Annotated in this window: 10 protein-coding genes; 6 read left to right on the top strand and 4 right to left on the bottom strand. The window is 66.6% G+C overall.

Annotated features, from left to right (window positions below; translation table 11 throughout):
* Window positions 1-46 precede the first annotated feature (46 nt).
* Entirely contained in the window at window positions 47-1195 is a 1149-nt protein-coding gene (locus AC1DCU_RS10825) for an acetyltransferase domain-containing protein (protein ID WP_442251636.1), read from the top strand.
* A gap of 96 nt (window positions 1196-1291) precedes the next feature.
* Window positions 1292-3046 (top strand): peptide MFS transporter, encoded by a 1755-nt coding sequence (locus AC1DCU_RS10820; protein ID WP_033830614.1) that lies wholly within the window; start codon window positions 1292-1294, stop codon window positions 3044-3046.
* 55 nt (window positions 3047-3101) lie between these two features.
* On the opposite strand, the gene AC1DCU_RS10815 is transcribed toward AC1DCU_RS10820, so the two are convergent.
* From AC1DCU_RS10815 to AC1DCU_RS10800, 4 genes are all read right to left on the bottom strand, one after another.
* A complete protein-coding gene (locus AC1DCU_RS10815) occupies window positions 3102-5087 on the bottom strand; it encodes an alpha/beta hydrolase family protein (protein WP_312310153.1) in 1986 nt (661 codons plus the stop codon).
* A gap of 60 nt (window positions 5088-5147) precedes the next feature.
* Window positions 5148-7133, bottom strand: coding sequence for an alpha/beta hydrolase family protein (locus AC1DCU_RS10810; protein WP_442251635.1), 1986 nt, complete (start codon window positions 7131-7133; stop codon window positions 5148-5150).
* 95 nt (window positions 7134-7228) lie between these two features.
* Window positions 7229-9217 carry an alpha/beta hydrolase family protein gene (locus AC1DCU_RS10805; RefSeq protein WP_442251634.1) on the bottom strand — a complete coding sequence of 663 codons (1989 nt, stop codon included), beginning with the start codon at window positions 9215-9217 and terminating at the stop codon, window positions 7229-7231.
* Window positions 9218-9379: 162 nt separating this feature from the next.
* Window positions 9380-10015 (bottom strand): LysE/ArgO family amino acid transporter, encoded by a 636-nt coding sequence (locus AC1DCU_RS10800; RefSeq protein WP_025873889.1) that lies wholly within the window; start codon window positions 10013-10015, stop codon window positions 9380-9382.
* Between the two features lie 140 nt (window positions 10016-10155).
* Between AC1DCU_RS10800 and AC1DCU_RS10795 the strand changes: the two genes are divergently transcribed.
* From AC1DCU_RS10795 to mqo, 4 genes are all read left to right on the top strand, one after another.
* Window positions 10156-11061: a LysR family transcriptional regulator ArgP gene (locus tag AC1DCU_RS10795; RefSeq protein WP_032975940.1), complete on the top strand. Its 906-nt coding sequence runs from the start codon at window positions 10156-10158 to the stop codon at window positions 11059-11061.
* 102 nt (window positions 11062-11163) lie between these two features.
* Window positions 11164-11748, top strand: a complete 585-nt coding sequence (locus tag AC1DCU_RS10790; RefSeq protein WP_025873891.1) for a hypothetical protein — start codon at window positions 11164-11166, stop codon at window positions 11746-11748.
* 79 nt (window positions 11749-11827) lie between these two features.
* Window positions 11828-12274 (top strand): GNAT family N-acetyltransferase, encoded by a 447-nt coding sequence (locus tag AC1DCU_RS10785; RefSeq protein ID WP_223482106.1) that lies wholly within the window; start codon window positions 11828-11830, stop codon window positions 12272-12274.
* A gap of 193 nt (window positions 12275-12467) precedes the next feature.
* Window positions 12468-14159, top strand: a complete 1692-nt coding sequence (mqo, locus tag AC1DCU_RS10780) for a malate dehydrogenase (quinone) (protein WP_313444204.1) — start codon at window positions 12468-12470, stop codon at window positions 14157-14159.
* Window positions 14160-14443 lie beyond the last annotated feature (284 nt).

The raw sequence follows: 14443 nt of genomic DNA, 5'->3' as shown, positions 1-14443 counted from the left end.
TAAACGATATGTTATAACTTTCGGTTGACCTGTACCCACCCACCGCATGTCCTCCTTCCCCTCCTCCCGGCTGGCCTCCATCGACCAGCTGCGCGGCACCGTGATGCTGCTGATGCTGCTCGACCACGTGCGCGAGACGTTCTTCCTGCAGCATCAGGTCAGCGATCCGATGGACGCGGCAACCGTGTCCCCTGCCCTGTTCGCCTGCCGCCTGCTGGCCCACCTGTGCGCGCCGGTGTTCGTGCTGCTGACCGGCCTGTCGGCCTGGCTGTACGGCCAGCGCCATGCCGATCCGCGCCGTGCCATTGCGGCTTTCCTGCTCAAGCGCGGCCTGTTCCTGGTGGTGCTGGAACTGACCCTGGTCAACGTCGCCTGGACCTTCCAGTGGCCGCCGGAGACGGTGTACCTGCAGGTGATATGGGCGATCGGCCTGAGCATGATCGCGCTGGCCGGCCTGCTGTGGCTGCCGCGGCCGCTGCTGGCCGTTCTGGCGGTGACGCTGGTGGTCGGCCACAACCTGCTGGACGGCGTACGGGTGCAGGGCGACGGCGCCCTGGCGGTGCTGTGGAAGGTGCTGCACCAGCGCGACTGGATCGAGGCTGGGCCGTTGAGCCTGCGTACCTCCTATCCCGTGCTGCCGTGGATCGGGGTGATCGCGCTGGGCTACCTGATGGCGCCGTGGTTCGCTGCCGGCAGCGACCCGCAGCAGCGCCGGCAGCGGCTGCTGTGGTCCGTGCTGGGCGCACTGGCCGCCTTCGCCCTGCTGCGCTTCGCCAACGGCTATGGCGACACGCCGTGGCAGTACCAGCAGACCACGCTGCGCACGTGGATGAGCGTGTTCAACATCACCAAGTACCCGCCCTCGCTGCAGTTCCTGCTGCTGACCCTGGGCGTGGGCCTGCTGCTGTTGCGGCTGTACGAGTGGCCGCCGCTGGCGCGTGCGCTGCAGCCGCTGGCCGATATCGGCGCAGCGCCGATGTTCTTCCATCTGCTGCACCTGTACGTGCTGAAGCTGCTGTACCTGGCGGCCCTGAAGACCTGGGGCCCGACCCACGGTTGCCTGTATGCACTGGACTCGGTGGCCGGCCTGCTGCTGGTGGCCTGTGCATTGGCGGTGGTGCTGTACCCGCCGACGCGGGCGTTCGCGCGGTTCAAGGCGCGCCGACGCGACCTGGCCTGGCTGCGGTACCTGTGAACGGTAGCGCCGGGCCATGCCCGGCGTTGCGCAGGACCGCCGGGCATGGCCCGGTGCTGCCCGGCGCGGCCTGCAGCGCACGCCTATAATTCCGCGATGAATTCCACTGCTATCGCTTCCGACGACTTCCTGGGCCATCCCAAGGGCGTCTACGTCTGCTTCTTCACCGAAATGTGGGAGCGCTTCTCCTTCTACGGCATGAAGGCGCTGCTGCTGCTGTACCTCACCAAGTACCACCTGTTCGGCGACAAGGCCGGGCTGGACCTGCTCGGCGCCTACGGCGGGCTGGTGTACTGCATCCCGGTGTTCGGCGGCATGTTGGCCGACCGCTGGCTGGGCATGCGCCGGGCGGTGCTGTTCGGCGGCATCCTGCTGGTGCTCGGCCACCTCGGCATGGCCTTCGAGGGCCACGCCGCATACCGGGTCAATGGCGAAGTAGTGCGCGACACCTCGGCATTGGCCGTGACCTACCTGTCGCTGGCGCTGATCATCATGGGCGTCGGCTTCCTCAAGCCGAACATCTCCACCATCGTCGGCAAGCTCTATCCGCAGGACGATCCGCGCCGCGATTCGGGCTTCTCGCTGTTCTATGCCGGCATCAACCTGGGCGCCCTGTTCTCTTCGCTGGTGTGCGGTTTCCTGGGCGAGGTCTACGGTTGGAAGTACGGCTTCGGTGCGGCCGGCATCGGCATGCTGGCCGGCCTGGCGATGTTCCTGTGGGGCCAGAAATACCTGCAGGGCCACGCCGAGCCGCCGCAACCGGCGACCTTGAAGCAGAAGGTGCTGGGCCTGCCGCGCGAATGGCTGATCTACCTGTGCGCGGTGATCGGCGTGCTGCCGGTGGCCTGGCTGATGTGGGCGGCCGGCAACGGTGCCTTCGCGCTTGGCGGTGAAATCAGCCTGGCACTGATGCTGATGCTGGTGGTGTTGGGCGGCGTGCTGGTCTGGTTCGCGTGGTTCACCGGCACCCAGTGCACGCCGGTGCAGCGCCAGCAGATGGTCGCGCTGATGGTGCTGATCTTCATGGCGCTGGTGTTCTTCACGATGTACGAGCAGTCGTATGGTTCGTGGGTGACCTTCACCGACCGCCTGCTGACCAAGGACATCGTGCCGGCGTTGGTGATCCGCGAAGGCTCACCGCTTCCGTGGTCGATCCTCTCGCTGCTGCTGGCACCGCTGGGCTTCGTGGTCAGCGCGCGCCTGTCCGAGCGTCGCCCCGGCTCGTCCGCGCCGCGCACGTTCTTCATCGCCATCGTCGCGCTGATGCTGGTGCTGCTGGTGCGCGACTGCCTGGTGATCCCGCAGACCGCCGGTTCGCTGACCTACCTCGGCGGTCTGTTCCTGGTGCTGCTGGCGCCGGCCTTCGCCGCGTTGTGGACCTGGATGGACCGCCGTGGCTGGGAACCGGGCAAGCCGGTGAAGTCGGCCTGGGGCCTGGTGATCGGTGCGTTGTCGTTCGTACCGCTGGCGCTGGCCGCGCAGCACGTTGGTGCCACCGGCGAGATGGCCAGCGTCTGGTGGCTGGTGCTGGCCTACTTCCTGCTGGCCAGCGGCGAGATGTGCCTGTCGCCGGTCGGCCTGTCGGCGGTCACCCAGCTGGCGGTGCCACGGGTGATGAGCCTGATGATGGGCACCTGGTTCCTGGCGACGGCCTTCTCCGAAACACTGGCCGCGCTGTTCGGCAAGCTGGCGGCGATCGACGTGCCCGAAGGCGAAACGCTGGACATGGCCGCGGCGGCCGGTGCCTATGCGCACCTGTTCTGGCTGCTGATGTGGATCGGCCTGGGCTGCGCGTTGCTGGCCTTCATCGCTGCGCCGCTGTTGAAGCGGATGATGCATGGGGTGAAATAACGCCCGGCGGCAGGATGCCGCGGCGGCCACCACTTCGGTCGCCGCCGCGTCTGTTTCAGGGCGCCTTGCCCTTGTCGGAAGACGTCGCGGCGGCAGCCGTGCTACCGCCAAGGCTGCGTGACAGGAAGGCAAGCAATCGGCTGTAGTAGTCGCGCTGATTGGCCTCGGCGTACAGGCCATGGCCCTCGCGCGGGTAATACAGCGCTTCCACGGGCACGCCGGCCTGCTTCAATGCCGCTTCCATGCGTTCGGTGTGCTGCACCGGGGCACGCAGATCTTCGCGACCAGCGGCCAGCAGCACGGGCACCTTGATGCTCGCCGCAAGATTCACCGGCGACACCGCCGCCAGCGTGGCCGGATCACCCAGCCACTCCTGCAGATAGGTCACGCCGGAGGCGCGATCCTGGATATCGCCGCGTTTGAACATCAACGGCAGGTCGTACACCCCCACATAGCCTGCCGCGCAGCGGTACAGCCCCGGCTCGCGCACAGCGCCCATCATGGCCGAGTACGCACCGTAGCTGGCACCGTAGATGCAGATGCGTGCGCTGTCGGCGATGCCTTGGCTGATCGCCCAGCGGGTGGCGTCGGTCACATCGTCCTGCATCGCGCGGCCCCATTGCCGGGCAGCGGCCTGGGTATGTGCACGGCCGTAGTTGCCCGAGCCGCGGAAGTTGACCTGCAGCACCGCGTAGCCGGCGTCGGCCAGCAACTGGTTCTCGCGCTCGAAACCACCGTCATCGAACACGCCGATCGGGCCACCATGCGGGACCACCACCATCGGCAGGTTGTGGCCATCACTGCCCCTGGGCAGGGTCAGGAAGCCATGCAGCGGCAGGCCGTCCCGTGCAGCCAGGGTGACCGGGCGAACGCTGGCACCGCCGTCACGATCAAACCAGCGATGGCGGCTGGTGAGGAACGCGGCGTTGCGGGTGGCGGTGGTGTACAGGAAATAGTCGCCGGGATTGGTCGCAGAGCTCACCTTCACCAGCAGGCGCGCGTTGTCGCGGGTGCCGGTGAGCAGGCTCACGACCTGCCCGGGAAACGCCTTTTCAAGCCTGCGCTGGGTGCTGGCGGTCGGCGACTGCTCATCGAAGAAGGCGGTGCGCGTGACGGCGCCGACGAACTGGATACCCACCGGCACGCGCGTGCCGGGCTGGTAGACCACGCGAGTGGGGTCGACGGTGTCGTCCTGCAGCAGCGTACGTCGTTCGCCGCTGACCGGGTCCCAGCTGACCACCGTATCGGGGCCACGGGCCTGCTCCACCACCAGGTAGGCCAGCCGGTTATCGGCGGAGAAGCCGATCGGGCGTTCGATGCGATGGCTGCTGCCTTCGTCGTTGACCAGGGTCCACTGATCGCGGTCCTGGCGATAGTAGAGCTTGTTGACGTTGTCGGCGGCGGCACCGTGGGCGAAGCGCAGTTCACCTTGATTGTCGGTGGTGAACGTTGCGCGCTGCACCGGCGAGCGCGAGACCAGGACGCGGCGCCCGGTGATGACATCCATCCGTTCCAACCGCGTATTGGTGTCGTTGGCAAATGGCCACAGCGAGATCAACACGTTGCGCTCGTCGGCAGCCAGCGGATCGGCCAGGAATGCAGCGACCTGCTCGGCCACCCGTCCGGTCACGAAGCCGGGCTCGTCCGGGCGCGCACGGTAACCGACCAGCAGATCACCGCGCTTGCCATTGGCATCGATGGCATACAGTTCGCCGGTCGGCCGTGGCTGGTCCAGTGGCCCCCATTTCTCGGCCAGGCCGATGAGCAGGCGGGTGTCACTCACCCAGTCGACCTCGGCTGCATGATTGTTGCGTGGCGGCCGGAAATTGCCGACCAGTTCCATCGTGTCGGTACGCAGCACCGCCACGGCAGTTGCGCCGTCCAGTGGCAAGGTCATGGCCAGGTACTCGCCGGTGGGCGAGAGCTGGATGTCATTGAACTCCGCGCGGCGCACGTAGCCGTCCAGCGAAACCTCCGCAGCCTCCGCCCCACCCACGCCGCAGATGGCCATCAATGCAGCCAGCACCGTTGCATGCTTCATGACGTTCTCCTTGAAGCCGGGCATCCCCCTGCCCGGCACCGGGTCCGCAGCGCGCCTGCCTTACGGCGCCTTGTCGGCGCCTGCGGTCGCGCTGGTGCTGGCGGTGCTGCCGCCCAGGCTGCGTGACAGGAAGGCCAGCAGCCTGCTGTAGTACTCGCGCTGGTGCTCAGGCCGGTGGAAACCGTGCCCTTCGGTGCGGTAGTACAGGCTCTCCACCGGTGAGCCGGCCGCCTTCAGCGCTGCTTCCATGCGCTCGGTGTGCTTGATCGGCGCACGCGTGTCTTCGCCACCAGCGGCCAGGAACACCGGCACTTTCAGCTGCGCGGCCAGGTTCACCGGCGAATGGGCTCCCAGAGTCTTCGGATCGCCTACCCATTCGCGCTGCCAGGCCATGGCCGAATCGCTCAACTGTGCCTCACCACTGAACATCAGCGGCAGGTCGTACACACCGACGTAGCCGGCCGCGCACTGGTACAGCCCGGGTTCGCGGATCGGCCCCATCATCGCGGCATACGCACCGTAGCTGGCCCCATAGATGCAGATGCGGTTGCTGTCGGCGATGCCCTCTGCGATGGCCCAGCGGGTGGCGTCGGTCACATCGTCCTGCATGGCCGCGCCCCACTGCTTCGCACCCGCCTGGGTGAACGCGCGGCCATAGTTGGCCGAACCACGGAAGTTGACCTGCAACACGGCATACCCTGCCGCCGCCAGCATCTGCGGCTCGTTGCTGTAGCTGCCCTCATCGAATACGCCGATGGGGCCACCGTGCGGCAGCACGACCAACGGCAGATTGCGCCCTTCGCTGCCCGGCGGCAGGGTCAGGAAGCCGTGCAGCGGCAGTCCGTCGCGCGCCTTCAGCGAGAACGGACGCACGGTGGCGGCCAGTTTCGGGTCGATCCATTCGCTGCGGCTGAGCAGATGCTCGGCGGCCTTTGCGCGGGTGTCGAACAGGTAGAAATCCCCGGGATTGCTGCCCGACCACGTCTGCACCACCACCTTGCCGCCATCACGGGTACTGGAGGTGATGAACACCGGGCCACCGAACGCCGCTTCAAGGCTGCGGTACTGACGGGCATCGGCGCCCTTCTCATCGAAGAAGCGCGTGCGCGGTGCATCGCCGGCAAACAGCGCGCCCACCGGCACGCGGGTGCCCGGGCGGAAGATGATCGCGTAGGGGTCGACCACGCCATCGCGCAGCACCTCGCGCCGTTGGCCGGTCTGTGGGTTCCAGCTGACGATGGCATCGGGCCCGGTGGGCTGCTCGACCTGCAGATAGGCCAGCGCGCCATCTTCGGAGAAGCCGATTGCGGTTTCTATCCGGTGGCTCAGCGACTCGTCATTGACCAGCGACCACTGCGCATTGGTCCCGGCGCGGTAGTAGAGCTTGTTGACGTTGTCCGACGCTGCGCCGTGGGCGAAGCGCACTTCACCCTGATGATCGGTAGTGAAATCGGCACGCTGCACGGGTGAACCGGAAACGCGCACGCGACGTCCACTGACCACATCAAGCCGCTCGACCCGGGTGTAGGGGTCCTCGGCGAAGGGCCATACCGCGATCAGCACATTGCGGTCGTCGCCCGCCAGTTCGTCGGTGAGGAAGGCCGCGACGTCCTCCACCTTCTTCGGCTGGATGCGCGTACCCAACCCGCGCCCCTGCACGCGGTAGCCGACCAGCAGTTCCCCGCCCTTGCCATCGACGTTGACCCCGTACAGTTCACCGGTGGGCTGCGGCGTATCGAGTACTCCGAGCTTCTCGGCCAGGCCGACCAGCAGGCGCTCGTTGCTCACCCATTCAAAGGTGTTGGCGTGGTTCTTGTCCTGCGGGCGGAACACGCCGGCAGGCTTGCGGTCGGACGTGCGCAGGATGACCAGCGCGGTGGAATCGTCCAGCGGTACGGTGCCGGCAACGTAGTCGCCGCCGGGCGAGAGCTTGACGTTCGAAAACGACTCCGGTTTCAGGTACTTCTCCAGGTCCACCCCGCCGGTACCCGCCGACGTCCCGCCCACCACCGCGCACAACAGCGCGGCAAGTACAGTCCTTCGCATCCTTCCCCCTCCCTGCCCGGACACCCTGTCCAGATTCGCCGATTCTAGGCAGGCCCGCGATGGCTCCGCCAGTGGCGAGGCCGCCATCGCCGGACTCAGGGCGCCTTCTCCGCATTGCCAGCGGCCGTCACCTGCGCCGTTGCTCCGCCCAGGCTGCGCGACAGGAACGCCAGCAGGTGGCCGTAGTAGTCGCGCTGGTTGGCCAGGTTGTACAGCCCATGCCCTTCGTTCTTGTAGTACAGGGCCTGCACAGGCGTTCCGGCCTGCTTCAATGCCGCCTCCATCCGCTCGGTATGCACCACCGGTGCGCGCTGGTCTTCGCGGCCGGCGGCCAGCAGCACCGGCACGCCAACCTGCGCGGCCAGGTTGACCGGCGAGCGTTCGACAAGATCCTTGGGCCGTCCCAGCCACTCGCGCAGGTAGATCAACCCGGATTCGTCACTCTGGATATCCCCGCGCGCATACATCAAGGGCAGGTCGTAGATGCCAACGTAACCTGCCGCACAACGGTAAAGACCCGGCTCTCGCACCGTCCCCATCAGCGCCGCATAGGCGCCGTAGCTGGCCCCATAGATGCAGATGCGTTCACGGTCGGCAATTCCCTGCTCGATGGCCCAGCGCGTGGCATCGGTCACATCATCCTGCATCGCCGCGCCCCACTGTTTGCGCGCAGCCTGCGCATGTGCGCGCCCGTAACCGGCCGAGCCACGGAAATTCACCTGCAGCACGGCATAGCCGGCGGCCGCCAGCATCTGCGTCTCGGTGGAGTACGTGCCATCGTCCAGGACCCCGATCGGACCGCCATGCGGCACCACCACCATCGGTAGCGCGCGCATCGGCACCCCCGGTGGCACGGTAAGGAACCCATGCAGGGGGCGGCCGTCGCGGGCCTGCAAGGTGATGGCGCGTACGTCGGCACTCTGCGCCGGGTCGATCCAGTCGCTGCGGCTGATCAGGTGCCGGGCGCGCTTGCCCAGCGTGTCATACAGGTAGAAATCACCCGGATTGCGGCCCGACCAGGATTCCACCAGGACAGTGCTGCCGTTGCGGGTGCTGGAGGTGATGTATACCGGAGCACCCAGCGCGGTTTCCAGGCTGCGATAAAGCCGGGCATCCTCCGAGGTCTCATCGAAGAAGCGTGTGCGTGGGGTAGTGCCCATGAACAGCGCGCCCACCGGCACCTGCGTACCGGGGCGGTGGATGATGCGTGCAGGGTCGGCGATCTCATCACGCAGAACCGTTCGCCGCTCGTTGTTCTGCGGGTCCCAGCTGACGATCACGTCGGGGCCTTCGGCCTGCTCCACCTGCAGATAGGCCAGGCGGCCGTCGGCCGAGAAGCCGATGGCCGCTTCGTTGCGCGGGTTCAAGGCCTCATCGTGCAGCAGTATCCATTCGCTGCTGGCACCGGCGCGGTAATACAGCTTCTTTTTCTGGTCAGGTCCGACGCCGTAAGCGAAGCGCACTTCGCCCCGGGCGTCGGTAGTGAAGGCGGCCTGCGCGATCGGCGCGCGCGCGACCGCGTTGCGGCGACCGGTGCTCACGTCCATGCGTTCGATCTGGGTGGCCGCGTTGTCGGTGAACGGAGTGACCGCCACCAGCACGTTGCGATCGTCGTCCTTCAACTCATCGGTGAGGAAAGCCGCCACCATTCCCGCAGGCTTGACCTTGATGTTGGTGCCCAGTCCGGTTTCAGCGGTGCGGTAGCCGACCAGCAGTTCTCCCCCCTTGCCGTTGGCGTTGATGCCGAACAGCTCGCCGGTGGGCGCTGGTCGATCCAGCACACCCAGCTTCTGCGCCATGCCCACCAGCAGGCGTTCATTGCTTACCCAGTCGAAGGTATGGGCGTGGTTGTTGCGGGGTGGGCGGAAGGTGCCGACCATCTTCATGTCGGCGATCCGGTAGATCGCCAGCGCCGTACCCGCCTCGATCGGAACCGTGGCAGCCACGTACTCGCCACCCGGCGAAATCTTGATGTCGGCGAATGCTTCCTGCCGCAGGTAGCGGTCCAGGTCCACCCCGCCGGTACCCGCCGACGTCCCGCCCACCACCGCGCACAGCAGCGCGGCAAGCACAATCCTGCGCATCCTTCCCCCTGAGAACGGGCCCCTGCCCGCAGTCTCGATTCTAGGCAGGCAAGCGGCCGCGCCGCCAGTGGGCAGAAAAAACGACGGCACCGTTGCCGGTGCCGTCGTTGCCACTACCTTGGAGAGAGAGTAAGGACGTGGGTTCGGGGGGCGTGCGCCGGGTCAATGGACCCCGCGCACCGCCAGAGTGAGGGCCAGGATGCTGAGGATCACCGCGATGGTGCCGTCCAGCACGCGCCAGGTGCTGGGCTTGGTGAACAGCGGCGCAAGCAGGCGCGCGCCCAGGCCCTGCGCGGTCAGCCACAGGCAGCTGGCGGTGACCACGCCGGCCGCGAAGGCCATGCGCGCATTGCCGAAGTTCTCGGCGATGGAGCCGATCACCATCATGTCCAGCCAGAAGTGCGGATTGATCAGCGAGAAGCCGACTGCCGCCATCAGCACCGCACGACGGCTGCCGTCATCGCTGTCGGCTTCGCCCATGCCACCGCCACCGGCGATCGCACGGCGTGCCGACTTCATCGCATACCAGGCCAGGAAGGCCACACCGGTCCAGAGGACGGCGGTGGTCAGCCACGGCAGCGCGGTGGTGAGCGTGCGCAGGCCGGCCACGCTGGCGAAGATGAAGATTGCATCGATGGCCGCGCAGGTGGCGACCACCGGCACGATGTGCTTGCGCAGGATGCCCTGGCGCAGGATGAAGGCGCTCTGGGCGCCGACCACGGCAAACAGGCCGATGCCGGTAGCCGCACCACTGAACCAGGCACCAAGGCCGGTGCTGGCGGAGATGACCGAGAACATGGGATTCACTACCTTGTCTTGCTTGGGGGGAGCGGTGCCTCGCGAAGGCGGACAGCACCGGAACGGGCGCCATTGTCGCGCCGCAACATAGAAAAGACGAGCTAAACTTACTAAACCAACATTAGCGGAGCTTAATCGCCATGCGCATCGACCATGCCCAGCTGCGGGCCCTGGCTGCGGTGATCCGCGAAGGCAGCTTCGACCGTGCCGCGCAGTCGCTCAACGTCACCCCCTCGGCCATCTCGCAGCGGGTCAAGGCACTGGAAGACCGCATCGGCCGCCTGCTGGTCAAGCGCGGCACGCCTGCGACCGCGACTGTCGAGGGCCAGTTGCTGGTGCAGCTGGCCGAGCAGACCGCCCTGCTGGAGCACGACGCGCTGCACCGGATGGGCCTGGCCGACGAGGACCTGCCGCAGGCCAGCATCCCCGTAGCGGTGAACCACGACAGCCTGGAGACCTGGTTCCCACAAGCCGCCCAGCAGTTCGCGCAGGGCACCGGCACCACCCTGGACCTGCGGGTGGAGGACCAGGACCACACTGTCGAACTGCTGCGCCAGGGCACCGTGCTGGGGGCAGTGACCACCCTGGACGAGCCGGTGCAGGGTTGCCAGATCCACGCGCTGGGCAGCATCCGCTACGCCGCCACCTGTACGCCGGAGTTCCGCGAGCAGCACTTTGCCAAGGGCGTGACCGCACAGGCGCTGGCGCAGGCACCGGTGCTGGTGTTCAACCGCAAGGACGACATGCAGTCGCGCTTTGCCCGGCGCATGGCCGGCGCCGACCTGCCCAGCACCGCGCCGACGTGGTGGATTCCTTCCACCCGCGCCTTCGTGCAGGCCAATCTGGGCGGGCTGGGCTGGACGATGAACCCGCTGCCGCTGGTCAAGCGCCATCTGGACGCCGGGCGCCTGGTCTACGTGCGGCAGCGCGCGTGGGAAGACGTGCCGCTGTACTGGCAGCACTGGAAAGGCGACGTGCAGACGATGGCGCTGCTGACCCGGGCAGTGCTGGACGCCGCCTCGGCACTGGTGCAGCGCAGGCGCTGATGAGGGGACGGAGAGGATCAAGTCGCTTGTGCTACAAACGCCTTGATCCGCTCCGCCCCCTTTTCATGCAAGCATCGGTGCAACCGACGAGGGGGCTGACCGATGGAAACCGAACCGGTATTCCTGCATATCCGCGTGGTGATGGGGATCATCCTCGGCCTGTCCATCACCACCCTGCTGAAGGGGCTGGCGCAGATCATCGAACACCCGCAGCGGCGTGGCTGTTCGGCGCTGCACCTGTGCTGGGTGGTGTGGACGCTGGTATCGCTGGTGACCTTCTGGTGGTGGGAATTCCGCCTGGTTGAAGTACACCGCTGGACGTTTGAAATCTATCTGTTCGTGATCACCTACTGCGCGACCTGGTTCCTGCTGTGCGCGCTGCTGTTTCCCGAAGACCTGCGCGAGTACGGCAGTTACGGCAACTACCTGATGCAGCGTCGACGCTGGATCTTCGGGGTGGTCGCGATATTGACCCTTCTGGATCTTGTGGATACCGCGATCAAAGGGGGAAGCCGATGGCGGCTGCTGGGCGAGGCCTACCCCCTGCATACGGTGCTGATGCTCATCGTCGCCGCGCTGGGCTGGCATCTGCGCAGTACGCGCGCGCAACTGGGGCTGGCCGCAGCGACGCTGGCCTATCAACTGGGCTACTTCGCGGCGGAGTACTTCACCATCGGCAGTGAGTGAGGAGCGCCGCCGGTCTCCATCCAATCTCCATAGGCGTCGGCCACAATCGCCCGGTTCCATTCGACCGCAGGTTTCCCAGATGACGATCCACTACCGCAATGCCCGTCCCGATGACGCCGCCGCCTGCATCGACCTGCGCGGGCGTACCCGCGAGAACGCCTTCAGTGCAGCGCAACTGGCCGAGCTGGGCATCACCGAAGAAAGCTGGGCCGCAGGTATCGCCGATGGCGATTCGATTGGCCGCGTCGCCTGGGAGGGCCAACGGATGGCCGGCTACTGCTTTGCCGACCGCGAAAGCGGCGAGGTGCTGGTGCTGGCCCTGCTGCCGGAATTCGAGAAGCGTGGCATCGGCCGGCAACTGCTGCAGGACGTGGTCAGCCTGAGCCGCGATGCCGGCCACAGCCGCCTGTTCCTGGCCTGCTCGGCCGACCCGCGCTCGCGTTCCCATGGCTTCTACCGGCACCTGGGCTGGAAGGCGACCGGCGAGATCGATGAGGCCGGTGACGAGATCCTTGAACTGGCGTGATCGAGGGCATCGCCGGGCGTGGCCCGGCGCTACCGGGTGAGGGTGCCGCGAGCCGTCGGATGCTGCGTTGCATCAAAATCGGACCAGAAGCGGTTAAAATTGCCACAGGAATGCTGCAAGGCGTTGTTTCTTCACGCTCTTTCCCTGTTTCTTGCGCATCCTGACCCCCTTCCCCGCCAACGATCCCGCCCCCATGAAGAAATTTGGCAAGGCCCTGCTCGCCCTGCTCGTGCTGCTGTTGCTGGTGGCCGCGCTGTTCCTGTACTGGCCGCTGACCCAGCGCTCGGTGCCCGCCGCGAACAACGACAAGCCCGTCGATGTCGTGCTGGTCGGCGCCGGCATCATGAGCATCACCCTGGCCACCTACCTGCAGGAACTGCAGCCGGACTGGAACATCCAGGTCTACGAGCGTCTCGACGGCGTCGCCGGTGAAAGCTCGGACGGCTGGAACAACGCCGGCACCGGCCACTCGGCATTCGCCGAACTGAACTACACCCCGGAACTGCCCGATGGCAGCATCGAGACCAAGCGCGCGGTCGGCATCGCCGAATCGTTCGAAGTCTCGCGCCAGTTCTGGTCGCACCAGGTGAAGGAGGGGCGGCTGAGCCAGCCCAGCGACTTCATCAACCCGACCCCGCACATGAGCTTCGTCTGGGGCGATGACAACATCGCCTACCTGCACAAGCGCCAGCAGGCGCTGGTGAAGAACCCGCTGTTCTACGGCATGCAGTACTCCGAGGACCCGGCGCAGATCAAGCAGTGGGCACCGCTGCTGATGGAAGGCCGCGACCCGAAGCAGAAGGTTGCCGCAACGTGGATGCCGCTGGGCACCGACGTCAACTTCGGCGTCATCACCCGCCAGCTGACCGCCGGCCTGCAGCACAGCCCGAACTTCGGCCTGCACCTCAACCACGAGGTCAGCGCGTTGCGGCAGAACGCGGACAAGAGCTGGAACGTGACGGTGAAGGACCTCAAGGCCGGCACCGAATCGACCACCCACGCCCGCTTCGTGTTCATCGGTGCCGGTGGCGCGGCGCTGAAGCTGCTGCAGATGTCGGGCATCCCGGAATCGAAGGACTACGCCGGCTTCCCGGTGGGCGGCCAGTTCCTCGCCTTCCAGGGCCAGGACGTGACCTCGCGCCATGGCGTGAAGGCCTATGGCATGGCCGAGACCGGTTCGCCGCCGATGTCGGTGCCGCACCTGGATGCGCGCAAGCTGGATGGCAAGCCGGTGGTCCTGTTCGGGCCGTTCGCGCTGTACAGCACCAAGTTCCTCAAGCACGGCTCGTGGTGGGACCTGTATTCGTCGGTCAACCACAACAACGTCGGCCCGATGCTGGAAGTGGGCAAGGACAACCTGGACCTGGTGCAGTACCTGATGGGCCAGGCGCGCCTGAACGATGCCGATCGCCAGGCCGAACTGATCAAGTACTTCCCCAATGCCAAGCCGGGCGACTGGAAGCTGGTCACCGCCGGCCAGCGCGTGCAGATCATCAAGCGTGATCCGCTGAAGGGCGCGGTGCTGCAGTTCGGTACCGAGATCGTGACCGACAAGGACCACACCCTCGCTGCGCTGCTGGGTGCCTCGCCGGGCGCTTCGACCTCGCCGCCGATCATGCTGGACCTGATGGCCAAGGCCTTCCCGGAACAGATGAAGGCCGGTTGGGAAGCCCGCCTGCGCGAGATCGTTCCCTCGTACGGCCGCAAGCTCAACGAAAGTGCCGCGCTGACCAACGAGATCCGCACGTTGACCAGCCAGACCCTGCACCTGCCCTACCTGGAGGTTCCGGTGGAAGCAGGTACGACGCCTGCACTGGCACCGACGGCCGCGCCGGCCCCGGCCAAGGAAAAGCGCAACGCCAACGAAGAGCTGCAGGCGCTGTAAGCCTGCGCTTGGCGGATGCCTGCGGACGGCCACCTTCGGGTGGCCGTCTGCGTTTGCGCGCGGCGACGGGGCGGATCCCTCCCGCACGGGAGGGCTCTGACCCGTTCCGGGAGACCCCTCGCAGGGTCAGAGCCCAGTGCCTGCGGCAATGGGATCCGACCCCGCCCTGACGCTTGCTGCGCGCCTGAAAGCCCCTGCGCAATGACGCGAATTGTAATGTTGTTAAGAATTATTTACATTTGCGTCCTGCGCAGTGACCGCGCCCCTCCCAGATGGACCTGACG

Source organism: Stenotrophomonas sp. 10L48 (assembly GCF_056395105.1).
Note: the sequence above shows the minus strand (reverse complement) of the source record. Positions and strands in the feature narration are given on the sequence as shown.

Coding starts and splice junctions, on each gene's coding strand:
- AC1DCU_RS10825 (WP_442251636.1), top strand. CDS start 47: ATGTCCTCCTTCCCCTCCTCCCGGCTGGCCTCCATCGACCAGCTGCGC.
- AC1DCU_RS10820 (WP_033830614.1), top strand. CDS start 1,292: ATGAATTCCACTGCTATCGCTTCCGACGACTTCCTGGGCCATCCCAAG.
- AC1DCU_RS10815 (WP_312310153.1), bottom strand. CDS start 5,087: ATGAAGCATGCAACGGTGCTGGCTGCATTGATGGCCATCTGCGGCGTG.
- AC1DCU_RS10810 (WP_442251635.1), bottom strand. CDS start 7,133: ATGCGAAGGACTGTACTTGCCGCGCTGTTGTGCGCGGTGGTGGGCGGG.
- AC1DCU_RS10805 (WP_442251634.1), bottom strand. CDS start 9,217: ATGCGCAGGATTGTGCTTGCCGCGCTGCTGTGCGCGGTGGTGGGCGGG.
- AC1DCU_RS10800 (WP_025873889.1), bottom strand. CDS start 10,015: ATGTTCTCGGTCATCTCCGCCAGCACCGGCCTTGGTGCCTGGTTCAGT.
- AC1DCU_RS10795 (WP_032975940.1), top strand. CDS start 10,156: ATGCGCATCGACCATGCCCAGCTGCGGGCCCTGGCTGCGGTGATCCGC.
- AC1DCU_RS10790 (WP_025873891.1), top strand. CDS start 11,164: ATGGAAACCGAACCGGTATTCCTGCATATCCGCGTGGTGATGGGGATC.
- AC1DCU_RS10785 (WP_223482106.1), top strand. CDS start 11,828: ATGACGATCCACTACCGCAATGCCCGTCCCGATGACGCCGCCGCCTGC.
- mqo (WP_313444204.1), top strand. CDS start 12,468: ATGAAGAAATTTGGCAAGGCCCTGCTCGCCCTGCTCGTGCTGCTGTTG.